The following is a 26,001-nucleotide window of genomic DNA, read 5'->3' as shown; positions in this document are numbered from 1 at the left end:
CATGACCACCCTCGAAAGGGGCTCGGTGCCCCGGCTGCGGCGCGGAGTCCGGCTGAGCTACGACCAGACCAGGGAAACGCATGTCCTCCTATTCCCCGAAGGCGTGCTTGTCCCCAACGCCACGGCGGCGGCCGTACTTTCCCTTTGTGATGGCATCGAAGACGTCGCTGGGATCGCCTCGGCGTTGCGCAAGCGCTACGCCGGTGTTCGCGAGGAAGAAATCCTGGACGTCCTGTCCCGGCTCGGAGATCGGCGGATCGTCGAATGGACCTGAACACCGCGGCACCGCTGGGCATGCTGGCCGAGTTGACCCATCGCTGCCCGCTGCATTGCCCGTATTGCTCGAATCCGGTGGAGCTGATCGCGCGTGACGGCGAACTGTCCACAGAGGAATGGCTCTCCGTGCTCTCGCAGGCGCGGGAACTCGGCGTGCTCCAGGTGCACATGTCCGGCGGCGAGCCGCTCGCCAGACCGGATCTGCCCATCCTGGTCGAGCACGCCACGAAACTGGGGTGCTACGTCAACCTGGTGACGTCCGGGCTCGGCCTGACGGAGTCCAGATTGGACGATCTCGTCGAACGCGGTATCGCGCATGTCCAGCTCTCCGTCCAGGGCGCGACCGCCGACCGCGCGGACCGGCTCGCCGGCGCGCGGGCCCATGACCGGAAACTGGTCGCCGCCGAACTGATCAAGAAGGCCGGGCTGCCGCTTTCGGTCAATGTCGTGCTGCACCGGCAGAACCACGACCAGCTCGCCGGGATCATCGACCTCGCCGAGGAAATGGGCGCGGACCGGCTCGAACTGGCCAATACGCAGTACTACGGCTGGGCCCTGCGCAACCGCGACGCCCTGATGCCGTCCCGGCGGCAACTCGACGAGGCCGAGCCGATCGTGCGCGCGGCCACCGAACGGCTGCGCGGCCGGATGGAGATCATCTACGTCGTCGCCGACTACTACGAGCAGTACCCGAAGCCGTGCATGTACGGCTGGGGCGCACGGCAACTGACGGTGGCGCCCGACGGGAACGTGCTGCCGTGTCCCGCGTCGACGGCGATCGGGACACTGGAATTCGACAACGTGCGGGACAAGCCGCTGGCCTGGATCTGGTACGAATCCGATTCCTTCAACGCTTATCGCGGCGAGGACTGGATGCCGGACACCTGCGGCACCTGCGAGCGGCGCGCGATCGACTTCGGCGGCTGCCGGTGCCAGGCGTTCCAGCTCACCGGTGACGCCGCCGCGACTGACCCGGTGTGCTCGCGTTCACCGCACCGCGGCGTCGTCGACCTCATTCTGTCCACGCAGGCGAAAACGGACGAACTCGTGATGCGGGCGCCGCGATGAGGGTGATCCTGCTCGGCACCGCGGCGGGCGGTGGCTTCCCGCAGTGGAACTGCGCGTGCGCGCTGTGCGTCTCGGACGCGCCGCCGCGGACCCAGGACTGTGTCGCGGTGAGCGCGGACGGCGAGGGCTGGTACCTGCTCAACGTGTCACCGGACATCCGCGCGCAGATCCTCGCCACGCCGCCGTTGCGCGCCGGGCCGGGACCACGGGAAATCCCGCTGCGCGGGGTGCTGCTGACCGACGCCGAACTCGACCATTCCCTCGGCCTGCTCCTGTTGCGGGAAGCGGGCGGCCTTCCCGTGTGGGCACCGGAAGCCGTTCTGGGTGCCTTGTCCGAACAGTTTCCGGCGCGGGCGATCATCGACGGCTACGGTGGCTGGCAGTGGCTGCCGTCGTCGGATGTCTCCATCGACGGTCTCCGCGTGAGCATGCTTCCCGTGAGCGACAAGCGGCCGAAGTACGCCCGCTCGTCCACTGAGGACGGACCGTGGGTGGTGGCGTACCGGATCGAAGACGTCCGGACCGGCGGCGTCTTCGTCTACGCGCCTTGCCTGAAGAGCTGGCCGGACGGATTCGACGACTTCACCCGCGACGCGGGCCTGGTGTTGCTGGACGGAACCTTCTACGCGCCGGACGAGATGTCGGGTGCCACCGCGGCCGAGGTCGGCGACGGCACACAGCTGGCGATGGGGCATCTGCCGATCACCGGCAGCCTCGCGAAGCTCCGGCCCGGCCCGCAGTGGGCGTACACGCATCTGAACAACACGAACCCGGTGATCGACCCGGCTTCGCCGGAGCACGCCGCCGTACTGGCCGGCGGCGCCTCCCTTCCGTTGGACGGTACGGAATTCAAACTCTAGGCAACGCCTTCGGGGCTCGCGCCTGAAACAGGAACTGCGTCGGCGGTGAGCCGATCGATCTCCGCGAGCTCGTCCGCGGACAGGTCGATGTCGGCGGCGGCGAGGCTGGCTTCGATGTTGGCGGCCTTGCGCGCGCCCACGATCGCGACGTGCACGCCCGGCTGGGCGAGTGTCCACGCGATCGCGAGCTGGCTGACCGAGATCCCCTTGCCCGCGGCGAATTCCTTGAGCCTGTCGACCACGGCGAGGTTGCGCAGGAAGGTGTCTCCGGTGAACGCCGACGACCGAGACCGCCAGTCGGTCTTCTCGAACGTCGTCTCGGGTGTGAAGGCTCCGGTCAGCAGGCCGCTGCCTAGCGGGCTGTACACCAGGACGCCGATGTCGTTCTCCCGCGCGTACGGCAGAGGATCGATCTCGATGTCGCGGCGGAACAGGTGATACGGCGGCTGCAGGGTTTCCACCGGACGGGTCTTGTCGAAGGCGGCGAGCCCTGCGGTGTCGTAGTTCGAGACGCCGACGTGCCGGATCTTCCCGGCGTCGACGAACTCCTGCAGGATCCCCGCGGTCTCCTCGGCCGGGGCGGCGGAGTCGGGCCAGTGGATCTGGTAGAGGTCGATGTGGTCGACGTCGAGGAAGCGAAGACTGTCCTCGATGCCTTGCGTCAGCCACTCGCGCCGGGAGTCGCGTGGCCGTTCGGAGCGCGGCTTGATGCCACCCTTCGTGGCGATGACGAGGCTGTCGCGGTCGCGCTTGAGTTCCTCGCGCAACGCCTTCCCCAGCATGGCTTCGGATTTCCCGAAACCGTAGGCCTGCGCGGTGTCGAAGAGGTTGACCCCGAGTTCGCGGGCGTGGTGGATCGCGGCGATCGCCGTGTCCTCGTCGAACGAACCCCAGTCCCCACCGAGCTGCCAGGTGCCGAAGGCGATCCTCGACACCTCGAGACCGCTCCTGCCCAATGTCGTCGTACGCATGACTCCAGCAGAGCACAGACATCGGATCACCGCACCGGTTCTCCCGGCCAACGAAACCCCCAAATAACTGTTTGACGGTTGACGTCCCGGCAGTCGATACTCGTGCCATGCCCGAGTCCCCCAGCCTCGATGGGCTGCGCGTCCTGGCCCATCCCGTGCGGCTGCGCATTCTGTCGCTTTTGACCGGTGTCGCGATGAGCGCGGCCGAAGCCGCACGCGAACTCGGCGAGACCCAAGCGAATGTCAGCTATCACCTGCGGCGGCTGCACGAGGCCGGGCTGCTCGACGTCGCCGAGGAAGTCCGGATCCGGGGCGGGCTGGCGAAACGCTACCGCCACGACCCGGAGTCCGGTATGCGGTTCACCTCGAAGCACCCGGACGAGGAACAGCTGCTCATCGCGGCGATGGTCGAAGAACTCAAGCGCCGCAGCGAATTCCGGTTGCCGGACGAACGCGGGTCGATCAGCGACGCGGAGATGTGGGTCGACCGCGAGACCTGGGAGAAGGCGCTCGAACACGCTCGCGAACTGAGCGATCTGCTGCACTCGGCCGCGAAACCGCCCCGTACCCGGGGCACGATCCCGGTCAGCGCGACGGTCGCGATGTTCGAGATGAGGCGTCCGTGACGTCCCTGCGCGAACCGTTGCGCCAGCACAACTTCCGCTGGCTGATCGGCGGCCGCACGTTCGGGGAGTTCGGCAACGCCGTCGCCCCGCTCGCGCTCGCGTTCGCCGTGATCGACCTGACCGGTTCCGCCGTCGACATCGGCATCGTCGTCGGCGCCCGCTCGGTGGCGAGCGTGGTCCTGCTGCTGTTCGGCGGAGTGCTCGCGGACCGGCTGCCGCGTTCGGTGATCCTGCAAGGCACCGAAGTCGCCGCGACCCTGACCCAGGCCGTCATCGCCGCGAGTGTCCTTTGTGGATTCGCGTCGATCCCGCTGCTGGTCGGCCTGAGCGTGGTCAACGGCGCGGTGGCCGCGATCTCGGCCCCCGCCTCGGCGTCACTCACCCCGCTGACGGTGCCCGCCACCCAGCTCGCGCAGGCGAACGCGCTGGCCAGGCTGCTGTCGAACTCCGGCCGGATCGCCGGCGCCGGACTCGGCGGCATCCTGGTCACCGCGGTCGGCCCCGGCTGGGCGCTCGGCGGCAACGCGCTCCTGTTCCTGGGCTCCGCCCTGTCCTACCGGCGCATCCGCCTCGACCGCCGGGAACGCGTGCCCGGCAGCCGTCCACTGGCGGAACTCGCCGAAGGCTGGCGCGAATTCCGGTCACGGACCTGGGTGTGGGTCGTGGTCGTGCAGTTCATGGTGGTGAACGCCGTCATCGCCGGCGGGATCGCGGTGCTCGGCCCCGTCGTCGCCGACAGCAGCTTCGGGCGCTCCGGCTGGGGTTTCGCCCTCGCCGCGCAGACGATCGGCTCACTCGTCGGCGGGATCCTCGTGGCCCGATGGCAGCCGCGGCGCGCGCTGTTCGTCGGGGTCGCGGTGATCCTCTTCGAAGCGCCGCCCCTGATCCTCCTGGGCCAGGCGCCCTTGCTCCCGTTGCTGCTCGCGGCCATGTTCGTCTCCGGACTGGCGATCGAGCAGTTCGTGGTCGCGTGGGACTTGTCGCTGCAGGAGAACGTTCCCGAGGACAAGCTCGCGCGCGTCTACTCCTACGACATGCTCGGTTCCTTCATCGCCCTGCCGCTCGGCCAGATGGCGGCCGGACCGGCCGCGCAGCACTTCGGGGTCGGCACGACCCTGCTCGCGTGCGCCGCCCTGGTCGTGGCCGCCACCTGTCTCGCCCTGTGCAGCGGCCAGGTGCGCGGACTGGTCCGGAAGACCCACGCCGCCCTGCCCTGACCGCCCCGCGAAAGTGGTAGCAAAGGTCCCTTGCTCCCTTTCCGCAGGTCACGGCCAGGGACGGACCTCCTCGAGGAGCTTCGCGACCGCGAGCACCAGGTCGTCGGAGTGCCGAGGGCCGACGATCTGCAGGCCGACCGGGAGGCCGCTGGAGGTGCGGCCGGCCGGCACGCTGATGGCGGGCTGCTGGGTCATGTTGAACGGATAGGTGAACGGCGTCCAGTCCGGCCAGCCGCTCAGCCCGCTGCCCGGCGGCACCTCGTGTCCGGCTTCGAAGGCGGGGATCGGCAGCGTCGGCGTGATCAGCACGTCGTAGCGCGTGTGGAACTCGCCCATCAGGATGCCCAGCGCGGCCCGCTCGGCGTTGGCGCCGAGGTAGTCGCTCGCCGAGAAGGTCTTGCCGAATTCCCAGACCTTCCGCAGCCCGGGATCGACCTTGTTCTCCGAACCGGCGGGGAAGGTGTCCAGCCACTTGGCCGCCCCTGTCGACCACAGAATGTCGAAGGCGGGCTTGGGATCCGTGAACCCGGGATCGGCCTCTTCGATGTGCAGGCCCGCGTCCCCGAGCGACTGGACCGCCGACTTGACGATCTCCGCGACCTCCGGATCGACGTCGACATAGCCGAGTGTCGGCGAGTACGCGGCGATCAGCCCGCGCACGTCCCGGCGGACGGCCTCGCGGTAGGTCGAGACCGGCGGGGCGAGCGCGGCCGGGTCACGGTAGTCGGGCATCGCGAGAACATCGAGAAGCAGCGCCGTGTCGTCCACCGAACGCGCCATCGGACCGGCGTGCGAGAGCGGCCCGAACGGGCTCGCCGGGAACAGCGGAATCCGGCCGTGTGTCGGTTTGAGACCGACGATTCCGCAGAACGAAGCCGGAATCCGGATCGAGCCGCCACCGTCGGTGCCGACGGAGAGCTCACCCATCCCCGCCGCGACGGCCGCGGCACTGCCCCCGCTGGAGCCGCCCGCCGTCGTCGAGGGGTCGACCGGGTTGCGGGTGATCCCGGTCAGCGTGTTGTCGGTGACGCCCTTCCACGCCAGTTCCGGCGTCGTGGTCTTTCCCAGCAGTACCAAGCCGTTCTCGCGCAGTCGCGCGGTGACTGGGCTGTCGACGTCCCACGGCTGGTCGGGGTCGATGCAGCGCGAACCGCGCAGCGTCGGCCAGCCCTGCGTCAGGAACATGTCCTTGATCGAGGCCGGGACACCGTCGAGCCAGCCGATCGGATTACCGTCCCGCCACCGAACCTCGGACGCTTTCGCCTGTTCGAGCGCGCCGTCGGCATCGACCAGACAGAAGGCGTTGGTCTCACCGTCGCGTTCCTCGATGACACGCAACGCGTTCTGAGTGGCCTCCACCGGCGACAGCTCTCCGGTGGCATACGCGGCGACGAGCTCACTCGCGGTCAACTTGGTGTCGTTCAATCCGGCCCCTAACCTTGGCGAAGCGTCTCCGACGGCACGTATCCGAGCTGCTTGTCCACGACGTTGCGCAGTGGCTCCCCCGCGCGCCAGCGACGGAAGTTGTCCGCGAACACCTCTACCAGAGTATTACGCCAGCCGACGAAGTCACCCGACATATGCGGCGAGATCAGCACGTTCTCCATAGTCCACAAAGGACTGTCGACGGGGAGCGGCTCGGTGTCGAAGACGTCGAGCGCCGCACCACCGAGCGAACCGTCCCGCAGCGCGGCGATCAGATCCGAGGTGACGACCAGTTCACCGCGGCCGACGTTGACGAACCGGGAGCCGGGTTTCATCGCGGCGAAGGCCTCCGCGTCGAACATGCCCTTGGTCTGCTCGGTCAGCGGCGCGACCGCGACGACGTAGTCCGCCCCGGGAAGATGACGAGACAGCTCCGAAGACGCGTATACGTCGCCGAAGTCGGGATCGCCCTCACGAGGACGACGTCCGACACCCGCCACCGACATCCCGGCCGCCCGCAGCATCCGCGCGATCGACCGGCCGATCGGCCCGGTGCCGACCACCAGTACCCGGCGGCCGGAGATCCGTTCACTTTCCCGGTGCTTCCACTGCCGCTGCTTCTGCAGGTCCCACGACCGGGCGAAGTCCTTGGCGAACGCGAGGACGACGCCGAGCACGTACTCGGCTATCGCCCCGTCGAACACCCCACGCGAATTGGTGAGCACGACGTCGCTCTCCTGCAGCCCCGGGAACAGCACCGGGTCGACGCCCGCGCTGGCGATGTGCAGCCAGCGCAGCCGGTCGGCCGCGTGCCACGCGCCCGGGACGGCGGTGGACAGGAAGTCGTAGACGAAGAACGCGTCGGCGCCGGATAACGCGTCGGCCAACCCGGCCGCGTCGGTGTAACGAACCACCGCTTCGGCTTCGATAGCGCGCATGTCCGGTGGGCGCGTGTCTCCGCAGAGCACCGCCAGCACAGGGGTCTCCGAGGCGATCACGTTGACACCGTAAAAGTGGCTCGTATGATTGTCAACAATCCGAGGAACGACCCCCGGAGCACCGGACCTGTGACAGCAGAAGCTTTCCGGAGGCTGAGACTTGGATTTCGACTTACTGGAGTTCGAAGGCCCGTTGGCGCAGCGCGGTATCGGCGTGATCGCCCCCTTCGACCTCGCCCTGGAACGCGAGCTGTGGCGCTGGGTGCCCATGGAGGTCTCCCTCCATCTGGCGCGCACACCGTACGAGCCAGTGCCCGTCAGCATGGAGATGGCCCAGCTCGTCAGCGACAGCAGGCATCTCGCCGCCGCCACGAGGGACGTGCTCCACGTGGAGCCCGAAGTCGTCGCCTATCTGTGCACCTCCGGCAGTTTCGTCAACGGTGTGGACTACGAACGTTCTCTGACCAAGGCGATCTGCGACGCGGGCGCGACGGACGCCGTCACCACGTCCGGAGCACTGGCGGAGGTCTTGCATCAGCTCGACCTCCACCGCGTCTCGGTGCTGACGCCCTACGACGGCGACCTGACCGGGAAGCTGCACGACTTCCTGGCCGAACTCGGCGTCCGCACCGTTTCGAGCGACCATCTCGGCCTGGGCGGCGGCATCTGGAAGGTCAGCTACCGAACCATCGCCGAACGCATCCTCGCCGCCGACCACGCCGACGCCGAAGCCATCTTCGTCAGCTGCACCAACCTCCCCACCTACGATCTGATCGAGCCACTCGAAAGCGCGCTCGGCAAACCGGTCCTCACCGCGAATCAGCTCACGATGTGGGCCTGCCTCCGGCGGATGAACCTGCCGATCGTCGGGCCCGGCAAGTGGCTCCGGGAGGTCGACTGACCTCTTCCCTTACGATTGTCGACAATCTGCCCTCCGGAGGTTCCGTGCCCATCACGCCGTTCGCCCCACCCGAGCCGCCGTCCGAGACGACCACCATCGGGTTCATCTACCCCGATCACGCGGCCGAAGACGACTACCCGCTCGCGGAACAGCTCCTCGGCGGGGACATGGCCGGGATCAAACTGCCGGTCGAGCACATCTACGGGACCGATCTGCACGCCGTGCCCGAGCTCCTGGACCTCGGCAGCGAAAGCCGGCTCGCCGACGGCGCCGCGCTGCTGGCCAAACACGAACCGGACGCGGTGGTCTGGGCGTGCACGAGCGGCAGTTTCGTCTACGGCTGGGAAGGCGCCCGCGACCAGGCCGACCGGCTGGCCGCCGTCGCCGGTGTCCCGGCGTCGAGCACCTCCTTCGCCTTCGTCAACGCCGCACAGGCCCTCGGCGTCCGGCGGGTCGCGGTCGCCGCCAGCTACCCCGACGACGTCGCCCGCCTGTTCGTCGAATTCCTCGGCGCGGGCGGGATCGAAGTGGTCTCGATGGGCAGCGCGGACATCGACACCGCCGCCGAGGTCGGCGAACTCGCCCCGGAAGCCGTCGTCGAACTCGCGGTGAGCCGCGACCACCCGGCCGCCGACGCGCTGCTCGTCCCCGACACCGCCATGCGGACGCTCGGCGAGATCAACACGCTCGAAACCAGGCTGCGCAAGCCGGTGCTGACCGCCAACCAGGTCACTGTCTGGGAGGGCCTGCGACTCACCGGCAAGGCCCCGCTCGTCCGCACCTTGGGCGCGCTGTTCGGACTGAGGAGCAGCTGAACCATGTCCTTGCCGGAAATCGAGCCGGTCAGCCGGGAGTCGACCGCCGGGATCATCGCGCGCCAGCTGCGGGACGCGATCATGACCGGCGCCCTCCCTCCCGGCACCCAGCTCGGTGAAACGGATCTGGCCTCCCGGTTCCAGGTTTCGCGGGGGCCGCTGCGCGAGGCGATGCAGCACCTCGTCTCCGAGGGGCTCCTGCGCAGCGAGCGCCACCGTGGGCTGTTCGTGATCGACCTCGAACCCGGCGACGTCTACGACATCTACTCGGCGCGCTCGGCCATCGAACGCGCCGCGATGCTGCGCGCCTTGCGCGGGGACCGGGAACGGGTCGCCACCGAACTCGAAGAGTCCGTCCGCGCCATGGCCACCGCCGCGGACGACGACGACCCGACCGCGCTCTCCTGGGCGGATCTCCGGTTCCACGAGGCGCTGATCGCCGCCTCCGGCAGCAAACGGCTCGTGCGCATGGCGCGGACGCTGCTGATCGAGACCCGGATGTGCCTCACCGCTCTGCAGGGGACCTATCAACGGGTCGAAGAACGGGTCACCGAGCACACCAGGATCATCGAGGCCCTGCGGGCGGGCGACGAAGAGACCGCGCTTTCGCTGCTGGAAGCCCATATGGAGGACGCCGTCCAGCGACTGGCACCGGGAACCAGCCTGCGGGAGGGCGAAGCTCCCGCGGTGCCCTAGGGATTCAGCCACGGCCCCGCGCCCCCAGCACCGGCTGCCCACCGGTCCCGCCACGGAACTCCCTGTCCCATGGCCAATTTCCGTGCTCGTCCTCGTAGACCAGTTGCAGGGCACGGAAGTCCTCGCCGTACAGCAGGACGGCGGTGAGCAGATGCGCCGACGGCGAACTGAGCGGGACGACCTCCAATGACGGCCAGCCCACCTCCGCGGGCAGCACCTCGCCCGGCTCCGGCGGCCCCGACCGGACCACCTGCTGGGCGAAATAGTTCAGCAGCTGACCGGATCTTCGTTCTCTCAGGCCGGTGACGACCAGTTCCGGAAGCCCGGCGTCGGTGAGCCCGACCGTATACGCGAAGCCTGGTTGCACGATTCCGCGCTCGACCGTCTGCACCATCCAGCCGTACTTCCGGATCAGCGGACGGACCTCCTCGGTGAGGTAGTCGGCGCGGGTCTTTCCGGGGTTGTCGCAATGCCAGCACATCGGCACTCCTCCAGTCGTCGAATCCAATGATCGACACTGTGCACCGGGGCACCGACAAAAACTCGCGCCCCGGATCGGCGCGCGTGCGACGAACGGGCTTTCATACCGGAGTTCGCGCCGAGATTCCCTTTCGTGGCAACGTTTTTCGTCACTTCGAGAAAATCTGCGGGTTGCCGAGAGGAACGAATCCGCGAAGTTCAACGGCGGGTCGGCACTATCTGAAGGTTGGGAAAGGTGACGTGTTGCGAAAGCCACTTTCGCAACCTTCAGCGACCACGGCGGCGTCGAGTGGCCCCCATCCGAAGCCACTCAAGTACGTGAAGGCCCCCTTCACTGCGCCTAACGCAGTGAAGGGGGCCTTCACGTACTACCGAAACCATGAATGGACCATTCATGGCATCCGGGACTTGACACGTCACCGGTCGGATGGTTCAAGATAGAGCGGCGACCACCGCGGACCCGAGTTCGGCGGTGGTGGACTTCCCACCGAGGTCAGGGGTCTGCACGGTCCCCTCCTCGAGAACCTTTTCCACCGCGGCGCGTACGTCTTGTGCCGCAACGGTTTCCCCGAGGTGTTCGAGCAGCATCGCCCCCGCCAGGATCTGCGCCACCGGATTCGCGATGCCCTGTCCGGCGATGTCGGGAGCGCTGCCGTGCACCGCCTCGAACATGGAAGGGAGCTCACCGGTCGGATTGATATTGCCCGAAGGCGCCATCCCGAGCCCGCCCGTCACGGCCGCCGCCAGGTCGCTCAGGATGTCGCCGAACAGATTGGAAGCGACCACGACGTCGAGCCGGTCCGGCGCCTGCACCATCCGCGCGGCGAGCGCGTCGACATGACATTGTTCGGCGTGCACGTCCGGATACTCCGAAGAGATCTCGGCGAAGATCTCGTCCCAGAACGGCATCGAGTGAATGAGCCCGTTGGATTTGGTCGCCGAGCAGACCCGCCCCGTCCGCGTCTTCGCCAGTTCGAAGGCATAGCGGATGATCCGCTCCACCCCCACCCGCGTGAACACGGATTCCTGTAAGACGAACTCGTTGCCGAGACCGCGATTGTGCCTGCCGCCGATCTCCGAGTACTCGCCCTCGGAGTTCTCCCGGACGATCACCATCTCCAGTTCGTCGGCGCTCCGGCCGGCCAGTGCCGACGTCGTCCCCGGCAGCAGCCGGACCGGCCGGAGATTGACGTACTGCCCGAACGCACGCCGAACCGGAATGAGGAGGCCCCACAGGGAAACATGATCCGGGACGCCAGGGAAGCCGACGGCACCGAGAAAGATCCCGTCGAACCGGGAGAGTTGCTCGATACCGTCGTCCGGCATCATCGAGCCGGTCTTGGTGTACCGCTCACAACTCCAGTCGAACTCCTGCCATGACAAGGAAAAGCCGTGCGACGCCGCCGCGCGGTCGAGGACCTTGCGGGCCTCGACCGTCACGTCGACACCGATCCCGTCGCCGGGGATGCTCGCGATCCGATACGAAGAAGTCACAGAGCCACCGCGATGTACTTGGTCTCGAGGAACTCGTCGATGCCGACGGTGCCGCCTTCGCGGCCGAGGCCGGATTGCTTGATCCCGCCGAACGGCGCCGCCGGATTCGAAACCAGCCCTTGGTTGAGACCGATCATGCCGGCCTCCAGTCGTTCCGAAACCCGCAATGCCCGCTTGAGATCGGAGGTGTACACATAGGACACGAGACCGAATTCGGTGTCGTTCGCCGCCGCGATGGCCTCGTCCTCGCTGTCGAACGGGGTGATCGGGGCGACCGGCCCGAAGATCTCTTCCGACGCTAGCCGGGCGTCCTTGGGCACGTCGGTGAGCACCGTGGCCTGATAGAAGTTACCCGGACCGTCCACAGTGGATCCACCGGTGAGGACGCGCGCTCCTCGCTCGGTGGCGTCGGAGACCAGGCCACTGACCTTCTCGACGGCGGCTTCGTCGATGAGGGGGCCGACCACGACACCCTCCTCGGTACCGCGCCCCATGGGCAGGGCCTCCATGCGCTCGGTGAGGCGCCGGGAGAACTCGTCGACGATGCCCCGCTGGACGTAGAAGCGGTTCGCGGCCGTGCAGGCCTCACCGATGTTGCGCATCTTCGCGGTCATGGCGCCTTCGACCGCCGCGTCGAGGTCGGCGTCTTCGAAGACGAGGAAGGGGGCGTTGCCACCGAGTTCCATCGAGGTGCGGAGCACCTTGTCCGCGCACTGTTCCAGCAGTTTCCGGCCGACGCCGGTCGAGCCGGTGAAGGACAGCTTGCGGGCACGACCGTCCCGGATCAACGGCTCCATCACGCCGCCGGAGTCCGACGTCGTCAGCACGTTCAGCACGCCTTCCGGCAATCCCGCTTCGGCGAGGATGGCCGCGAGGGCCAACATCGAAAGGGGGGTCTGAGCAGCGGGCTTGATGACCATCGTGCAGCCTGCCGCGACCGCGGGCCCGATCTTGCGGGTGCCCATCGCCATGGGGAAGTTCCACGGCGTGATCAGCAGACACGGGCCGACCGGCTGTTTGGTCACGAGGAACCGGCCTGTCCCGTTGGGAGCGACGGCGTAGCCACCGTCGATCCGGACAGCTTCCTCCGCGAACCAGCGGAAGAACTCGGCCGCGTAGGTGATCTCGCCCTTCGACTCCGCGAGCGGCTTGCCCATCTCGAGGGTCATCAGCAAGGCGAGCTCGTCGGCGCGCTCGATCAGCAGTTCGTAGGCGCGGCGCAGGATCTCACCGCGTTCACGCGGGGCGACGTTCGCCCAGTCGGCCTGCGCGGCGACGGCCGCGTCGAGTGCGCTGACACCGTCCGCCGGTGACGCGTCGGCCACCTCGCACAGGGCTTCGCCTGTCGAGGGGTCGAGAACGGGGAAGGTCTTCCCGTCGGCGGCGGGCACCCACTTGCCGCCGATGAACAGTTCCTTGTCGACCGACGTGACCACGCCGGCCTCACTGATCGAGCTCATCCCAACGCTCCTCCATGTTGTCCCGAACGCCATGCTATGGATATTGTCAACAATCGACAACAGCTCAGCCGACCTAGGAGCGCAGCCCATGGCCCAGCTATCACCGCTGCTCAAGCAGGCAACGCCGGTCGTGGTCGACCACGGTGAAGGGGTTTACCTCTACGACACCGATGGCAAACGTCACCTGGATTTCACCGCCGGTATCGGCGTGACCAGCACCGGCCACTGCCACCCGCACGTGGTGAGCGCGGCGCAGGAGCAGATCGGCAAACTCATCCACGGGCAGTACACGACGGTCATGCACAAGCCGATGCTGGAGCTGACCGAGAAGCTGGGCGGTGTCCTGCCGGAGGGGCTGGATTCACTCTTCTACGCGAACTCCGGCAGTGAGGCGGTCGAGGCGGCGCTCCGGCTGTCACGGCAGGCGACCAAGCGGCCCAACGTCATCGTCTTCCAGGGCGGGTTCCACGGCCGGACCGTCGCGGCGGCGACGATGACGACGTCGGGCACCCGGTTCAGCGCCGGGATCTCGCCGCTCATGTCCGGGGTGCACGTCGCGCCCTTCCCGTACGCCTTCCACTACGGCTGGGACGAGGAGACGGCGACGAAGTTCGCCCTGCGCGAGCTCGACTACCTGTTCGCGACGGTCTGCGCGCCGAACGAGACGGCCGCGTTCTTCATCGAGCCGGTACTCGGCGAGGGCGGATACGTCCCGGCGAACCCCGAGTTCCTCGCCGGGCTGCGGGAGCGCGCCGACAAGCACGGGATCCTGCTGGTGATGGACGAGATCCAGACCGGTTTCGGCCGCACGGGCCGGTTCTGGGGTCACGAGCACTTCGGGGTGCGCCCGGACATCGTTCTCATCGCGAAGGGGCTCGCGAGCGGCTTCCCGATCTCGGGCATCGCCGCGTCGGAGGAGCTGATGGCGAAGGCGCTCCCCGGCTCCCAGGGCGGCACCTACGGCGGCAACGCGGTGGCCTGCGCCGCGGCGATCGCCACGCTCGAAGTGATCCAGCGCGAAGGTCTGGTCGAGAACGCCGCCGAACGAGGACGCCAGCTCCTGGAAGGCGCGCGGGTGATCGCGGACAAGTCGCCGTCGATCGGTGACGTACGGGGGCTGGGGCTGCTGGTCGGATCCGAATTCACCACGCCGGACGGCGAGCCGGACACGGCGAAGGCCCAGGCGGCGCAGAAAGCCGCGTCCTCCAACGGGTTGCTGCTGCTGACCTGCGGGGCGTACATGAACGTCGTCCGGATGGTGCCGCCGCTGATCGTCGACTCCGAACAGGTCGACGAGGCACTGCGGATCTGGGGCGACGTCGTGGCGGGGGTCGAGTGATGGCCCGCTACATCACGATCACCCTGGACAAGCGCGGGGTGTCCTGTCGCGCCCGGCTGCTCGACGCCGAAGCCCCGCGGACCTGCCGCGCGGTGTGGGACGCGTTGCCGCAGAGCGGTTCGGCCTACCACGCGAAGTACGCGCGCAACGAGGTCTACACGCTCGTGCCGCCCTTCGCCGAACCGAAACCGGGCCGCGAAAACCCCACGGTGACCCCGATTCCGGGGGATGTCGTGTACTTCGGGTTCGAAGCCTGGGAGATCGGCAACCCGGCGTACGGCTACGACGAGGGCAGTGAGGCGCACAGTGACCAGGGCGCGACGGATCTCGCGATCTTCTACGGCCGCAACAACCTGCTGATCAACGGCGACGCGGGCTGGGTGCCCGGCAACGTGTTCGCGACGATCGAAGAGGGGCTGGCCGAAATGGCGGAAGCCGCGCAGGATCTGTGGCTGCGCGGTGTCGAGGGCGAGACGCTTTCGTTCGCCCGTGCGTGAAACCCGTGGGCGGTGCGGGTTTCCACCCTCACCGCCCACGGGCCGGCACCCCTCCTGGCTTACTGTCGCGCTTCGGAGAGCCGGTACTCGACGCCACCGACCTCTTCGCCGCGCTGGTCGACCTGAGTCACGTGGACGGTGTACTGCTGTCCCCCGGCCGCCTCCGCTCCGGCGGTGAAGCTCAGCCTGGCGTCCACCTGTTCGCCGGACTTGAACGTCAGACCACTGATCCGGGCCCGCTGCGGGTTCACGATGGCCAGCTCGGTCTCGCCGATCCGTTCGACACCCTCACCCTTCGCTCCGGCTGCCCGCCAGCGTGCGGCGAGATCGGGACCGAGGTCGATGGTGATCCGCCCCGGGCCGGTGAACGGCCTGCCCGGCTGGGTGAAGACGATGTCGCCGACCGCGGTGGGGTCGGGACCGTCCCAGCCGAACACGATCGGCCGGTACTCGGGGACCTTGATCTTGAACGGCAGGACGTTCACGTTGTGCCAGCCGATGTTGTTGTTCTTGCGCGCGTTGGTGGACGTGCTCAAGCCTTCGGTCGGCAGGTCGGTCGGCGAAAGCCACCGTGCCAGCAGGCAGAAGTGCGAGCCGAACGGGACCTTCCACGGGATGACGACCCGTTTGGTGCCGTAGGGCACGCTCACATTGGAGAGCGAGCCGATGTAGTTCCATTGGCTCGCCCATTGGGCCACGGTGCCTTGCTTCGTGTAGTAGACCTGCAGCGTCCCCTTCTCGAGCTTGTCCCCGTACGGGCCCGGGTTGTTCAGAGTGACGTGGATGTAGGCGGTGCTTCCCTGGGTGACCGGGTCGTCGGTGAGGCAGTAGGTGGGCCCGGCGCACACCCGGATGTCGGGGCTGGAGTAGAGCGAACCGGTCGAGGGTTCGAACCCGACATCGGACGTGTTGTCGCGGATGAAGACGTCGCTCCGGTCCCCTGGTGCGGCCTGCACCGCCGGTGTGACCCCCGCGAACAGCGTCGCGGCGGCCAAGATGGCCGAGGCGAGCAGTGCTCGCCCGCGCCGCGGATTCCTGCTGATCATGTTCCCCTCCTAGGGCGAAACGTTCGACCCGTTGACCGTCGGTCAGGCCGGTTGTGGCGGGGTTGTCGAGATCGTGTGCCCTAATTGGCCGATTTCGGTGGGTCTTCGCCCGGATACGCTCACCGAGGTCAGATGCCGGAGGGAGCAGGGTGCCCGGGCCAGGGGAATTGCGGGTGCTGGGCCCGGTCGAAGCGATCGGCCCCACCGGGCGGGCGGAGTTGCACGGCGCCCGCCAGCGAGCCGTGCTCGGCGTTCTCGCCCTGCACGCGGGTTCGGTCGTCCCGATCCCCCGGCTGGTCGATGTGCTCTGGGGTGAAGATCCGCCGCGCACAGCGGTGAAGACCCTGCACAGCCATGTCGCACGGATCCGGCAGGCATTGGAGGACTGCGGGTTCCCGCTGGTCCTGCAGACGCGCAAACCCGGGTACGTCCTGACGGTCGCACCGTCCTCTGTCGACGCTCTTCGCTTCGAGGAAGAACTTCGTGCCGCCAAGCGGAGTAATCCCGGTCAGGCGGTGACGGCGTTGCGCGAGGCGTTGCGGCTCTGGCGCGGCGAAGCCTTCGCGGACGCCGGACTCGACGGCTGGGGCCTGCGCGAGGTCGAACGGCTCCAGGAACTACGGCTGTCCGCCTGGGAAGAACTCTGGGACGCCGAGCTCAGGCTCGGCGAACACGAAGAAGTCCTCCGGGAGCTTCCGCGGCTCCGGGCCGAACAGCCGTACCGCGAACGGCTCGCCGCGCTGCACATGCTCGCTCTGCATCGCTGCGGGAGACATGCCGAGGCGCTGGAGACGTTCCAGGCCGTGCGCAGAGGGCTGGCGGACGAGTTCGGTGTCGATCCCGGACCGGAACTGGTCGAACTGCACACTTCGATCCTGCGCCGCGCGCCCGAACTCGACGCACCCGCCCGCGGCACCGCGCCCGCGCAACTCCCCGCCCGTGTCGGACACTTCACCGGACGGCAGCAGGAGCTCGCTTCACTCGACGAGCTCCTCGACGAAGCCGAGCCGCCGGTCGTGGTGATCTCCGGGGCGGCGGGAATGGGGAAGTCCGCGCTCGCCGTGCAGTGGGCGCATCGCATCGCGGACCGTTTCCCCGATGGCCAGCTCTTCCTCGATCTCGCCGGGCACGACCCGAACGAGGCGCTCTCGCCGGGCGACGCGCTCGCGCATCTGTCGCGGGGTCTCGGTCTCCCTGACGACCGGCTGCCCGACGCGACGGCCGAACGCGCGGCGCTCTACCGCTCACTGCTGCACGGCAGGCGTTGCGTGATCGTCGCCGACAACGCGGGCGGCGTCGACCAGATCCTCCCCCTCGTCCCCGGTACGGCGAAGGCGATGCTGATCGTCACCAGCAGGCAGACGCTGGCGGCGCTCGGCAGCAGGCACGCCGTCCGGGTGTTCGCCCTCGACGCGCTGGCCGATCCCGAATCGATGACACTGCTCACCCGGGTGCTGGGCGCCGACCGGGTCTCCCGCGAACCCGCGCAGGCCGCACGACTGGCCAGGCTGTGCGACGGGATGCCGTTGGCGTTGCGGATCGCCGCCGCACGCCTGACCGGCGAACCGAGCCGTCCGATCGCGGAACTCACCCATGAGCTGACCGGCGCCGGACGGTTGGAAACCCTTGCGGTGCAAGGGGATTCCCGGACGGTCAAAACCGTCCTCGCGAGTGCGTACCTGCCACTGGAACATGCTCCGGCCCGACTGTTCCGGCTGTCCGGGCTGATTCCGGGGACGTCGTTCAGCGCGGCACTCGGCGGCGCGCTGTGCGGGGTGCCCGCCGACGCGGGCCGGGCCGCGGCCGCCGAACTCTCCGCGGCGCACCTGATCACCCCGGCGGGCCCGGATCGCTATCGCCTCCACGACCTGATCCGTGAGTTCGCCGTCGCGTGCGCCCGCACCGACGAAACGACGTCGAGCCGCGCCGAGGCCGCGGACCGGTTGATCGACTGGTATCTGCACGTCGCCGCCGAGGCGAACCGGATCATCGACCCGAACCGCGATCTGGTCGTCCCGGCTTTGCGCCACCCGGCACCCGGAAGGCCGTTCCCCGCGGAAAGACGTGCGGCGCTGGCGTTCCTGGGGGCCGAGCGCCCGAATCTGCTGCCCGTAGTGCGCTTCGCGCGCGAACACGGCCGCAACACCGCCGCCTGGCAGCTCACCTACCTGCTCACCAGTTTCTACGACACCACGGGCGGCTGGAACGAGCGGATCGGGCTCTGCCGCGAGGGGGCCGCGGCGGCCGCCGAGCTCGACGATCCATTGGCGGAAGCGGAAATGCTGCGCGCGCTGGGCGCTGCTTACTTCATGACCCGCAGGTTGACGGACGCGCTCGAAACCAACACTCGCGCGTTGCAGGCCGCCCGTGCGGCCGGCGATCTCGAAGGCGAAGGGCACATCTACAACAACACCGCGAACGCCTACGCCGCGCTTCGCCGGTTCGACGAGGCGATCACCGCGTACCGGCTCGCGGTGGAGCGGTGCACCTCGGCGGGCAACCGGCTCGGGCGCGCCCTGTCCCAGCGCAACCTCGGCCACGCCTACATTCGCCGGGGCCAGCCGATGGACGGTCTCAGCCCGCTGACGGCCGCGCTGGAGACGTTCCGCGAACTCGGCAACGCCCGGCTGGAAGCGGCCACCCTGGACACCCTCGGCGAGGCCTACGAGGAACTCGGCGATCACGACGTCGCGCTGGACCACCTCGGCAAGGCGCTGGCCGCGTCCAGGGCGATCGGCGACCGCTGGCAGGAGTGGGAGTCCCTGCTGCACGCCGGCCAGGTCCACCTCGCCCGCAAGGACTTCCGGGCCGCGCGGGACGACTTCGACCAGGCGCTGCTGATCAGCCGGGACGTCGGGAACCGGCACAGCGAGGCGGCCGCCCTCGACCGGCTCGGCCGCGCCCACCTGGGGCTCGGCGATCTGGCGTCGGCGAGGGAAAGCCTCGAGCGGGGTGTCGCCGTCCGGGCGGGTGTCCCAGATCCGTACGAGGAGGCTCATCTGCACCGCGACCTCGGCGACCTGGAGACACGGTGCGGTGACACGGCCGCCGCGGCCGCCCACTGGGCTCGAGCGATCGAGCTGTACCGGCGGGCGAACGCGACGGCCGACGCCGACCTCGTCACCCGGCGGGGCTGATCACCACGGTGGAGGTCGCGTACACGAGCCTGCCCTGCGACGGCTCGAAGAACTCGACCCGCGCCTTCCCCGTTTGCCCGGGCAGGACCGTGAGTTCGGCGTATCCCCTGGTCTCACCGCGTTCGAAGGTGACGACACCGTCCTTCACCGGCTCGTGGGCGGAGCCTTCGGTGCGGTAGCGGACCGTGAGCGGTCCCGCGAGCCACGGCCGGGAGAGTACGAGTGGCACCTTGCAGCTGCTGGCCTGCGCGAAGTTGGGCGGGAGCGACCAGCAGATCTCGCCTTCCTGCGTGGTGGCCAGCGGCACGGTCTTGACCTTGTCGTCGTCGGCCACCCAGGCCACGCCGACACTGTGCCCGATCCGCACGCCTTTCTCGCCGTACAGGCGCAGCGAGAACATCTCGTCGTTCTCGACGAAGGAATCGGCGCGGACCTTGACCGCGACCGTCTGCGTATCCGCCCGCCCGGACCAGGTCAGCGTGCCCGCACGCGGCAGGTAGTCGACGCTCTCCTTCGCGACGAACGCCGGATCGACCGGCGAGCCGTTGCCCTCGATCGTCCGGTACTCGACCGAGCCCTGTGGCGCGCAACCGCCATCGGCGAGTGAAACGGTGAAGAGAAGGGTGGTGTAGCCGGCGCTTGTCCCCTCGGCCTGGCTGACGCCGCTGACGTTCGCCACGGGCGCGGTGCAGCCCGTTCCCGCGCCTTCTGCCGCCGGCACCGCGAGTCCGAACGCGATCGCGAACGACGCCCCCAGCGCCGCGATCCGCCTCATCCTTGATCCCATCGAGCGTCCACCCCTTCCGGCGGGCCGCCGCGGCCCGCTGCGACATGGGTATCCGAGTGAGGTTGTCGTGAGGTTGTGACCAGCGGAAGCAAACATGAAAATGATTCATGGCCATCCCCGCCCACGACGTACTACGCTTCGGTAACCAGGCAAAGAAGCGTGAGGAAGGGCAGTCGATGGGCGATGTTGCGGCACGGTTCGCCGAGATCGTCGGGGACGCGAACTTGCTGTCAGGCGAGGCGATCCCCGAGGACTACGCACACGACGAGGCTTTGACCACCTCGGCGCAGAGGCCCGCCCACCTGGCGAAACCGGGAAGCGCCGAGGAGGTCGCGGAGCTGCTGAAGGCGGCCAGTGAACACGGCGTGCCGGTCACCGCGCGCGGGTCGGGCACCGGCCTGTCGGGTGGTGCGCGGCCTCGCGAAGACGGCCTGGTGATCTCTTTCGAACGCATGAACGCCGTACTGGAGATCGACACCGAAAACCACGTCGCCGTCGTCCAGCCCGGCGTCACACTGTCCGATTTGGACGAAAAGACCACGAAGGCCGGACTCGGCTACACCGTCTATCCCGGGGAACTGAGCGCGAGTGTCGGTGGCAACGTCGGCACGAACGCGGGCGGCATGCGCGCGGTCAAATACGGCGTCACCCGGCACAACGTCGTGGGCCTGCAGGCCGTACTGCCGACCGGCGAGATCATCCGGACCGGCGGCAAGACCTCGAAGGTGTCGACGGGCTACGACCTGACCCAGCTGATCATCGGCTCCGAAGGCACCCTCGCGATCGCCACCGAGGTCATCGTGAAGCTGTATCCGCGCCTGCCGCACGGTGCCACGGTGTTCGCCCCGTTCGAGACCTTCGACGAGGTGATGACCGTCGTCCCGAAGATCATCTCCAGCGGGCTCGCGCCGCACATCCTCGAGTACATCGACAATCTGACGCTCGCCGCGATCAGCTACAACGAGAAACTCAGCCTCGGCGTCCCGGACTCGATCCGCGACACCGCGCAGGCTTATCTGGTGGTGGCGCTGGAAAACCGCGACAGCGACCGGCTGCACTCCGACGTCGAGGAGCTCGGCGGACTGCTGGGAGATCTCGGCGCGATGGACGTGTACGTGCTCGAAGGCCCTTCGGCACGCAAGCTCATCGAGGCGCGGGAAAAGGCGTTCTGGACGGCCAAGGCGGCCGGTGCCGACGACGTCATCGACGTGGTGGTCCCGAGGTCCGCCATGCCCGAGTTCCTGCGCAAGGCGCGGGAGATGGCGATGTCGCGCGAGGCGGGCGCGCTCGGCTGCGGACACGCCGGCGACGGCAACGTCCACCTCGCCATCTTCTGCAAGGACACGGACAAGCGGAAGCAGCTGCTGACCGACATCTTCGCGCTGGGCATGGAACTCGGCGGCGCGATCTCCGGTGAACACGGCCTCGGGAGGGCCAAGGCAGGCTACTTCCTCGACCTGGAGGACCCGGCGAAGATCGCGCTGATGCGCCGGATCAAGGAAAGCTTCGACCCGGCCGGGATCCTCAACCCCGGCGTTCTTTTCGCTGAGAGGGCTTGAAAAGTGAGTGAGATGAACGGCGCCCAGTCCCTGATCCGCACCCTCGTCGACGCGGGCGTCGACGTGTGCTTCTCGAATCCGGGCACCTCGGAGATGCACTTCGTGGCCGCGCTCGACTCCGTGCCCGAGATGCGCGGCGTGCTCGGCCTGTTCGAGGGCGTCGTCACCGGCGCCGCGGACGGGTACGCGCGTATCGCCGGCAAGCCGGCCGCGACGCTGCTGCACCTCGGCCCCGGGCTCGGGAACGGACTGGCGAACCTGCACAACGCGCGCCGCGCCCACACCCCGATCGTCAACGTGATCGGTGATCACGCGACCTACCACAAGCAGTACGACGCCCCGCTCGAATCGGATATCGAGGCCGTAGCTGGTTCGCTCGAAGGCTGGGTCCGCCGCTCGGAGCACACGAAGGACGTCGGTGCCGACGCCGCGGCGGCGGTCGCGGCCTCGCAGGACGCCCCCGGACAGGTGGCGACGCTGATCCTCCCCGCCGACGCGTCCTGGGGCGAGGGCGGCGAAACCTGCGCACCCATCCCGCCTCGGATCCCGCAGGTCGTAGACGCGACGACGGTGAAGAACATCGCCGAAGTGCTGACCAGTGGTGAACCGGTCGCCCTGCTCGTCGGCGGCGGCGGCTGCCGCGAGGCCGGACTGCGCGCGACCAGCCGGATCGCGGCCGCGACCGGCGTGAAGGCGTTCGTCGAGACCTTCCCCGCCCGGCTCGAACGCGGCGAGGGCCTGCCGACGATCGAGCGGCTGGGCTATCTCGCCGAACAGGTCGCGTACCAGCTCGACGGGATCAAGCACGTGATCGTCGCCGGAACGAAGGCTCCGGTCTCGTTCTTCGCCTATCCCGGCAAGGCGAGCAACCTGGTACCCGAAGGCGCGCAGGTCCACGTGCTGGCCGAAGTCGTGCAGGACGTGCCGCGGGCTCTGGCCGATGTGGCGGAACTGGTCGCGGCCGAGACCGAGCCGGTACTGCAGGAGGCCGCCCGGCCCGCGTTGCCGTCCGGGCCGCTGACCCCGCAGAACTGGGTCGAGGTGATCGGTGCGCTGCTGCCGGAACGCGCGATCATCGCCGACGAAGCGAACACGTCCGGGCTGTTGCTGCCCGCCGCGACCGCGGGTGCGCCCCGGCACGACGTGCTGACCCTGACCGGCGGCGCGATCGGCTACGGCATGCCCGTCGCGACCGGGGCCGCCGTCGCCGCACCGGACCGGCCGGTGATCAACCTGCAGTCCGACGGCAGCGCGCTGTACACGATTTCGGCGCTGTGGACGCAGGCTCGGGAGAATCTCAACGTCACCACGGTCCTGCTGAACAACCGCGCGTACGCGATCCTGCGGCTGGAGCTGCAGCGCGTCGGCGCGGACGCCAACGGCCCCAAGGCGAACGAACTGCTCGACCTTTCCCGGCCGGACATGGACTTCGTCAAGATCGCCGAAGGCATGGGTGTCCCGGCGACCAGGGCGACGACCGCGGAGGAGCTGGCCGAGCAGTTCCAGCGCGCGCTCGCCGAGCCGGGACCGCACCTGATCGACGCGATCGTTCCGACGCTGTTCTGAGCGGAGTGCCCTTGCGTTGCGATGAAGTCCTTTCATCGCAACGCAAGGCGCGTCAGTGGACCGGAGCGACCAGCGGCTCGGGTTGACGTTGCTTCGGGACGAAAGCGGTCAAGACGAGCCCCAGGAGCGCCGCGCCGGCGGCGACCACGAAGCTCAGCCGGAATCCGGCCGCGGACGGGACGGAGACCCCGCCGACGGTGATCGCCAGCGACGCGAGCATGGACGCCATGACCGCGCTGGACGTCGACGTGCCGACGGAGCGCATCAGCGAGTTCAGCCCGTTCGCGGACGCGGTTTCGGTGACCGGCACCGAGCCCATGATCAGCGCGGGCATGGCCGCGTAGGCGATGCCCACCCCACCGCCGATGATGATCGACGCCGTGATCAGCTCGAAAGCGTTGTCCATTAACACGGTCGCGAAGACGTACCCGGTCGCGATGGTGGTGGCGCCGACCATCAGCGTCGTACGTGGTCCGTAGCGCTCGATGAGCCGGGCCGAAACCGGCGACAGCATGAACATGACCAGACCGTTCGGCGCGAGGCAGAGTCCGGCCTCCACCATCGTCAGGCCGAGGCCGTAGCCGGTCGACGCGGGCGCCTGCAGCAGCTGCGGGAACGACAACGCCATCGAGTACAGCGCGAAACCGATCATGATCGACGCGAGGTTGGTGAACAACACCGGACGCCGCGCGGAGACCCGCAGATCCACCAGCGGATCCCGGCGCCGCAGCTGGTAGGCACCCCAGACCAGCAGGATCACCAGCGCGCTCCCGCCGAAGGCCAGCGTGCGGCCGCTGCCCCAGCCCCATTCGCCGCCCTTGACGATCGGCAACAGCAGGCAGACCAGGCCGACGGTCAACCCCAGGGCACCGAGGTAGTCGAACGGCGCCGGTGTCTTCACCGGTGATTCCGGCACCACGAAGAGGATCAGCAGGCCGCAAACGAGCCCGAGCCCCGCCGACGCCCAGAAGAGGACGTGCCAGTCGGCGTTCTGCGCGACCAGCGCCGACACCGGGAGCCCGATGGCACCGCCGACACCGAGCGTCGAACTCATCACCGAGATCGCGGCACCGACCCGTTCCGGTGCGAGCTCGTCGCGCATGATGCTGATGCCCAGCGGGATCGCGCCCATCGCGCAGCCCTGGAGCCCCCGGCCGACGACCATCAGCGCGAGCGAACTCGTCAGCGCCGACACCACCGAACCGGCGACCAGGAACCCCAGGCTGATCAGCAGCAACCGGCGTTTGCCGTAGAGGTCGCCGAGCCTGCCGCTCACCGGCATCACCACGGCTCCGGCGATCAGGGTCGCCGTCACCACCCACGACGCGTCCGACGGGGTCGTGCCGAGCAGCCGGGGAAACGCCGGGATGAGCGGGACGACCAGCGTCTGCATGAACGAGGCCACCAGCCCGCAGGTGGCGAGCACGACCACGAAGATCCGGGGCGAAGGTGCCCGTCCGACCGGTTTCACCATGCGCATCCCATGATCCGACCTTACACAGCACCACCCTTCCCGGTGAATGAACAACGGACGGGATCACAGCCAGGTGCGGACCCCGCCGTGCCCGGAGCAGGTGCCGCGGCGGTTCTGGCTGTAGCTGTACGAACCGTCCTTGCAGAGGGCGGTCGCACCGTCGGCCGCGCCGGGGCCGCTCGCCGGCCGATGGACGCACACACCGTCGGTGTTGCGGTAGTAGTCGCTTCCGCATTCCGCCGGGTTCGGCGCCTTCGGCGTCGCCTGCGTGGTCTTCGGACGTGTCTTCGTCGGTTTCGGCTCGACCTGCTTCGGTACCTCGACCGCGGCGGTGGTCGTCGGAACGAACTGTTGAGGTGTCGGCGTGGGCGTCGCCGTGGTCGTGGTCGTCGGCGGTGTCCATGTGCTGGTCGCCGGCGTCGACATCCGACTGCTCGTCGGCGTGACCCGCCCGGTGGGCACGGTCTCCACCCCGCAGGCTCCGGCGACCAGAAGTCCGATCGCCAGTGCCATGCCCAGCTTCGTTGCGCTCTTCGGCATAACAACCTCCCCAGCACCTGGTAGTGCCGCGTAGTCGGGAGATCGTTCGCCGGTGTTAACGGCGGCCGCGGGTCAGTCGACCATCGTGCCGCAACTGATATTCAGCGCTGTCGCCGTCATGCTGCGCGCGTGGTCCGACGCGGCGAAGGCGGCCACCCGGGCGACGTCTTCAAGTGAAGCCGTCCGCTTGAGCATCGTCGCGTCGACCATGTCACGGATGGCGTCGTCGAGCCCGGCACCCGCCGGGATCGTCTCCGGGATCCCGCCGGTGCGCAGGGTCACGACACGGATGCCCTGCGGTCCGAGCTCGCACGCCAGCCCTCGCCGCAACGCTTCCATCGCGCTGAACGCGACCTGGAGCCCACCGAGGTGATATCCCGGCAGCGGGTCACCGTCGCCGCCGAACATCAGGATCACCCCGGATCCCTGCTCGATCATGTGCCGGGCGGCCGCCCGTGCGGTCAGGAAGTTCGTCCGTACCGCCGTCCGGACCGGGCTTTCCAGGTCCTCCACCGACATTTCGACCAGCGGAGTGCCTTGGACGTCGTTGTGCGTGATCACGTTCATCGAGATGTCGACGCTGCCCGCCGTCGAGGCCACCGAAGCGGCATGCTCGACGATGGCGGTTTCGTCCAGCGCGTCGAATTCCGCCGTTTCCGCTTTCCCGCCCGCCGCCCGGATTTCGTCGGCCAGCGCGTCGAGCTTCTTCAAGGTGCGGCCGGTGAGATGGACGGTCGCGCCCTCTCTCGCGAAGCCGCGGGCCACCGCGCTCCCGATTCCACCTGCAGCACCGTAGATGATCGCGTTCCTGCCTTCGAGCAACATCGCT

At 68.5% G+C, this 26,001-nt stretch carries 24 protein-coding genes; 13 read left to right on the top strand and 11 right to left on the bottom strand.

Features of this window, described 5'->3' with window-relative positions:
- The first annotated feature begins 1 nt into the window (after position 1).
- Genes pqqD through pqqB form a run of 3 tightly spaced genes read left to right on the top strand, consistent with a single transcriptional unit; the run spans position 2 to position 2,204 of the window.
- Positions 2–274: a pyrroloquinoline quinone biosynthesis peptide chaperone PqqD gene (gene pqqD, locus DMC64_RS17105; protein ID WP_125734337.1), complete on the top strand. Its 273-nt coding sequence runs from the start codon at positions 2–4 to the stop codon at positions 272–274.
- Positions 265–1,344, top strand: a complete 1,080-nt coding sequence (pqqE, locus tag DMC64_RS17100) for a pyrroloquinoline quinone biosynthesis protein PqqE (protein ID WP_199755003.1) — start codon at positions 265–267, stop codon at positions 1,342–1,344. Before pqqD ends, pqqE begins: the two co-directional genes overlap by 10 nt.
- Complete coding sequence (gene pqqB / locus DMC64_RS17095) at positions 1,341–2,204, top strand: pyrroloquinoline quinone biosynthesis protein PqqB (protein ID WP_125734336.1); 864 nt, start codon at positions 1,341–1,343, stop codon at positions 2,202–2,204. The genes pqqE and pqqB overlap by 4 nt, the downstream gene beginning before the upstream one ends.
- Here pqqB and DMC64_RS17090 read toward each other — a convergent pair.
- Entirely contained in the window at positions 2,201–3,175 is a 975-nt protein-coding gene (locus tag DMC64_RS17090; protein WP_199755002.1) for an aldo/keto reductase, read from the bottom strand. The two genes, pqqB and DMC64_RS17090, sit on opposite strands and share 4 nt — an antisense overlap.
- A gap of 107 nt (positions 3,176–3,282) precedes the next feature.
- Between DMC64_RS17090 and DMC64_RS17085 the strand changes: the two genes are divergently transcribed.
- On the top strand, positions 3,283–3,801 hold the full coding sequence (locus DMC64_RS17085; RefSeq protein WP_125734335.1) for a helix-turn-helix domain-containing protein: 519 nt from the start codon (positions 3,283–3,285) through the stop codon (positions 3,799–3,801).
- A complete protein-coding gene (locus DMC64_RS17080) occupies positions 3,798–5,018 on the top strand; it encodes an MFS transporter (RefSeq protein WP_125734334.1) in 1,221 nt (406 codons plus the stop codon). Before DMC64_RS17085 ends, DMC64_RS17080 begins: the two co-directional genes overlap by 4 nt.
- A 48-nt stretch (positions 5,019–5,066) precedes the next feature.
- On the opposite strand, the gene DMC64_RS17075 is transcribed toward DMC64_RS17080, so the two are convergent.
- Positions 5,067–6,443, bottom strand: coding sequence for an amidase (locus tag DMC64_RS17075; RefSeq protein WP_073848335.1), 1,377 nt, complete (start codon positions 6,441–6,443; stop codon positions 5,067–5,069).
- Between the two features lie 8 nt (positions 6,444–6,451).
- Complete coding sequence (locus DMC64_RS17070) at positions 6,452–7,441, bottom strand: D-2-hydroxyacid dehydrogenase (protein WP_125734333.1); 990 nt, start codon at positions 7,439–7,441, stop codon at positions 6,452–6,454.
- A gap of 100 nt (positions 7,442–7,541) precedes the next feature.
- On the opposite strand from DMC64_RS17070, the gene DMC64_RS17065 reads away from it, so the two are divergent.
- The 3 genes from DMC64_RS17065 to DMC64_RS17055 are packed head-to-tail and all read left to right on the top strand — an operon-like array spanning position 7,542 to position 9,793.
- The gene (locus DMC64_RS17065; RefSeq protein WP_016336992.1) at positions 7,542–8,282 is read left to right on the top strand and encodes a maleate isomerase; all 741 of its coding nucleotides are present in this window, start codon (positions 7,542–7,544) and stop codon (positions 8,280–8,282) included.
- A 44-nt stretch (positions 8,283–8,326) separates the two neighbouring features.
- Positions 8,327–9,097 carry a maleate cis-trans isomerase gene (locus DMC64_RS17060; RefSeq protein ID WP_051972349.1) on the top strand — a complete coding sequence of 257 codons (771 nt, stop codon included), beginning with the start codon at positions 8,327–8,329 and terminating at the stop codon, positions 9,095–9,097.
- 3 nt (positions 9,098–9,100) lie between these two features.
- Positions 9,101–9,793: a GntR family transcriptional regulator gene (locus DMC64_RS17055; RefSeq protein ID WP_125734332.1), complete on the top strand. Its 693-nt coding sequence runs from the start codon at positions 9,101–9,103 to the stop codon at positions 9,791–9,793.
- A 4-nt stretch (positions 9,794–9,797) separates the two neighbouring features.
- On the opposite strand, the gene DMC64_RS17050 is transcribed toward DMC64_RS17055, so the two are convergent.
- The 3 genes from DMC64_RS17050 to DMC64_RS17040 all read right to left on the bottom strand — a co-directional run bounded on the left by DMC64_RS17050 (position 9,798) and on the right by DMC64_RS17040 (position 13,227).
- A complete protein-coding gene (locus DMC64_RS17050) occupies positions 9,798–10,274 on the bottom strand; it encodes a DUF4262 domain-containing protein (RefSeq protein ID WP_037341205.1) in 477 nt (158 codons plus the stop codon).
- A gap of 431 nt (positions 10,275–10,705) precedes the next feature.
- A complete protein-coding gene (locus DMC64_RS17045) occupies positions 10,706–11,767 on the bottom strand; it encodes a tartrate dehydrogenase (protein WP_037341203.1) in 1,062 nt (353 codons plus the stop codon).
- The gene (locus tag DMC64_RS17040) at positions 11,764–13,227 is read right to left on the bottom strand and encodes an NAD-dependent succinate-semialdehyde dehydrogenase (RefSeq protein WP_125734331.1); all 1,464 of its coding nucleotides are present in this window, start codon (positions 13,225–13,227) and stop codon (positions 11,764–11,766) included. Before DMC64_RS17040 ends, DMC64_RS17045 begins: the two co-directional genes overlap by 4 nt.
- An 88-nt stretch (positions 13,228–13,315) precedes the next feature.
- Here DMC64_RS17040 and DMC64_RS17035 point away from each other — a divergent pair, with 88 nt between their 5' ends.
- Both DMC64_RS17035 and DMC64_RS17030 read left to right on the top strand, forming a co-directional pair.
- The gene (locus DMC64_RS17035; RefSeq protein WP_125734330.1) at positions 13,316–14,566 is read left to right on the top strand and encodes an aspartate aminotransferase family protein; all 1,251 of its coding nucleotides are present in this window, start codon (positions 13,316–13,318) and stop codon (positions 14,564–14,566) included.
- Positions 14,566–15,063, top strand: a complete 498-nt coding sequence (locus DMC64_RS17030) for a DUF3830 family protein (RefSeq protein ID WP_007033814.1) — start codon at positions 14,566–14,568, stop codon at positions 15,061–15,063. Before DMC64_RS17035 ends, DMC64_RS17030 begins: the two co-directional genes overlap by 1 nt.
- A gap of 59 nt (positions 15,064–15,122) precedes the next feature.
- On the opposite strand, the gene DMC64_RS17025 is transcribed toward DMC64_RS17030, so the two are convergent.
- Positions 15,123–16,109 carry a hypothetical protein gene (locus DMC64_RS17025; protein ID WP_125734329.1) on the bottom strand — a complete coding sequence of 329 codons (987 nt, stop codon included), beginning with the start codon at positions 16,107–16,109 and terminating at the stop codon, positions 15,123–15,125.
- Between the two features lie 173 nt (positions 16,110–16,282).
- Here DMC64_RS17025 and DMC64_RS17020 point away from each other — a divergent pair, with 173 nt between their 5' ends.
- Complete coding sequence (locus tag DMC64_RS17020; RefSeq protein WP_125734807.1) at positions 16,283–19,246, top strand: BTAD domain-containing putative transcriptional regulator; 2,964 nt, start codon at positions 16,283–16,285, stop codon at positions 19,244–19,246.
- On the opposite strand, the gene DMC64_RS17015 is transcribed toward DMC64_RS17020, so the two are convergent.
- A complete protein-coding gene (locus DMC64_RS17015) occupies positions 19,230–20,021 on the bottom strand; it encodes a Calx-beta domain-containing protein (RefSeq protein ID WP_125734328.1) in 792 nt (263 codons plus the stop codon). The two genes, DMC64_RS17020 and DMC64_RS17015, sit on opposite strands and share 17 nt — an antisense overlap.
- Positions 20,022–20,209: 188 nt before the next feature.
- Here DMC64_RS17015 and DMC64_RS17010 point away from each other — a divergent pair, with 188 nt between their 5' ends.
- Positions 20,210–21,592: an FAD-binding oxidoreductase gene (locus DMC64_RS17010; RefSeq protein ID WP_125734327.1), complete on the top strand. Its 1,383-nt coding sequence runs from the start codon at positions 20,210–20,212 to the stop codon at positions 21,590–21,592.
- A gap of 12 nt (positions 21,593–21,604) precedes the next feature.
- Complete coding sequence (locus DMC64_RS17005; RefSeq protein ID WP_199755001.1) at positions 21,605–23,158, top strand: acetolactate synthase large subunit; 1,554 nt, start codon at positions 21,605–21,607, stop codon at positions 23,156–23,158.
- 52 nt (positions 23,159–23,210) lie between these two features.
- On the opposite strand, the gene DMC64_RS17000 is transcribed toward DMC64_RS17005, so the two are convergent.
- The 3 genes from DMC64_RS17000 to DMC64_RS16990 all read right to left on the bottom strand — a co-directional run bounded on the left by DMC64_RS17000 (position 23,211) and on the right by DMC64_RS16990 (position 25,997).
- A complete protein-coding gene (locus DMC64_RS17000; RefSeq protein WP_125734325.1) occupies positions 23,211–24,638 on the bottom strand; it encodes an MFS transporter in 1,428 nt (475 codons plus the stop codon).
- A 57-nt stretch (positions 24,639–24,695) separates the two neighbouring features.
- Positions 24,696–25,172, bottom strand: coding sequence for a DUF3761 domain-containing protein (locus DMC64_RS16995; protein WP_233629684.1), 477 nt, complete (start codon positions 25,170–25,172; stop codon positions 24,696–24,698).
- A gap of 72 nt (positions 25,173–25,244) precedes the next feature.
- Positions 25,245–25,997, bottom strand: coding sequence for an SDR family NAD(P)-dependent oxidoreductase (locus tag DMC64_RS16990; RefSeq protein WP_125734324.1), 753 nt, complete (start codon positions 25,995–25,997; stop codon positions 25,245–25,247).
- Between the last annotated feature and the right edge of the window lie 4 nt (positions 25,998–26,001).

Origin of the sequence: Amycolatopsis sp. WAC 04197, from assembly GCF_003947475.1 — a bacterium.
Lineage (GTDB): Bacteria > Actinomycetota > Actinomycetes > Mycobacteriales > Pseudonocardiaceae > Amycolatopsis > Amycolatopsis japonica.
Note: the sequence above shows the minus strand (reverse complement) of the source record. Positions and strands in the feature narration are given on the sequence as shown.

Excerpts from the sequence above, each read along its gene's own strand:
- DMC64_RS17050 (WP_037341205.1), bottom strand. The coding sequence starts at position 10,274 with ATGTGCTGGCATTGCGACAACCCCGGAAAGACCCGCGCCGACTACCTC.
- DMC64_RS17030 (WP_007033814.1), top strand. The coding sequence starts at position 14,566 with ATGGCCCGCTACATCACGATCACCCTGGACAAGCGCGGGGTGTCCTGT.
- DMC64_RS17090 (WP_199755002.1), bottom strand. The coding sequence starts at position 3,175 with ATGCGTACGACGACATTGGGCAGGAGCGGTCTCGAGGTGTCGAGGATC.
- pqqD (WP_125734337.1), top strand. The coding sequence starts at position 2 with ATGACCACCCTCGAAAGGGGCTCGGTGCCCCGGCTGCGGCGCGGAGTC.
- pqqB (WP_125734336.1), top strand. The coding sequence starts at position 1,341 with ATGAGGGTGATCCTGCTCGGCACCGCGGCGGGCGGTGGCTTCCCGCAG.
- DMC64_RS16990 (WP_125734324.1), bottom strand. The coding sequence starts at position 25,997 with ATGTTGCTCGAAGGCAGGAACGCGATCATCTACGGTGCTGCAGGTGGA.
- DMC64_RS17055 (WP_125734332.1), top strand. The coding sequence starts at position 9,101 with ATGTCCTTGCCGGAAATCGAGCCGGTCAGCCGGGAGTCGACCGCCGGG.
- DMC64_RS17015 (WP_125734328.1), bottom strand. The coding sequence starts at position 20,021 with ATGAGGCGGATCGCGGCGCTGGGGGCGTCGTTCGCGATCGCGTTCGGA.
- DMC64_RS17000 (WP_125734325.1), bottom strand. The coding sequence starts at position 24,638 with ATGCGCATGGTGAAACCGGTCGGACGGGCACCTTCGCCCCGGATCTTC.
- DMC64_RS17005 (WP_199755001.1), top strand. The coding sequence starts at position 21,605 with ATGAACGGCGCCCAGTCCCTGATCCGCACCCTCGTCGACGCGGGCGTC.
- DMC64_RS17085 (WP_125734335.1), top strand. The coding sequence starts at position 3,283 with ATGCCCGAGTCCCCCAGCCTCGATGGGCTGCGCGTCCTGGCCCATCCC.
- DMC64_RS17010 (WP_125734327.1), top strand. The coding sequence starts at position 20,210 with ATGGGCGATGTTGCGGCACGGTTCGCCGAGATCGTCGGGGACGCGAAC.
- DMC64_RS17025 (WP_125734329.1), bottom strand. The coding sequence starts at position 16,109 with ATGATCAGCAGGAATCCGCGGCGCGGGCGAGCACTGCTCGCCTCGGCC.
- DMC64_RS17035 (WP_125734330.1), top strand. The coding sequence starts at position 13,316 with ATGGCCCAGCTATCACCGCTGCTCAAGCAGGCAACGCCGGTCGTGGTC.
- DMC64_RS17040 (WP_125734331.1), bottom strand. The coding sequence starts at position 13,227 with ATGAGCTCGATCAGTGAGGCCGGCGTGGTCACGTCGGTCGACAAGGAA.
- DMC64_RS16995 (WP_233629684.1), bottom strand. The coding sequence starts at position 25,172 with ATGCCGAAGAGCGCAACGAAGCTGGGCATGGCACTGGCGATCGGACTT.
- pqqE (WP_199755003.1), top strand. The coding sequence starts at position 265 with ATGGACCTGAACACCGCGGCACCGCTGGGCATGCTGGCCGAGTTGACC.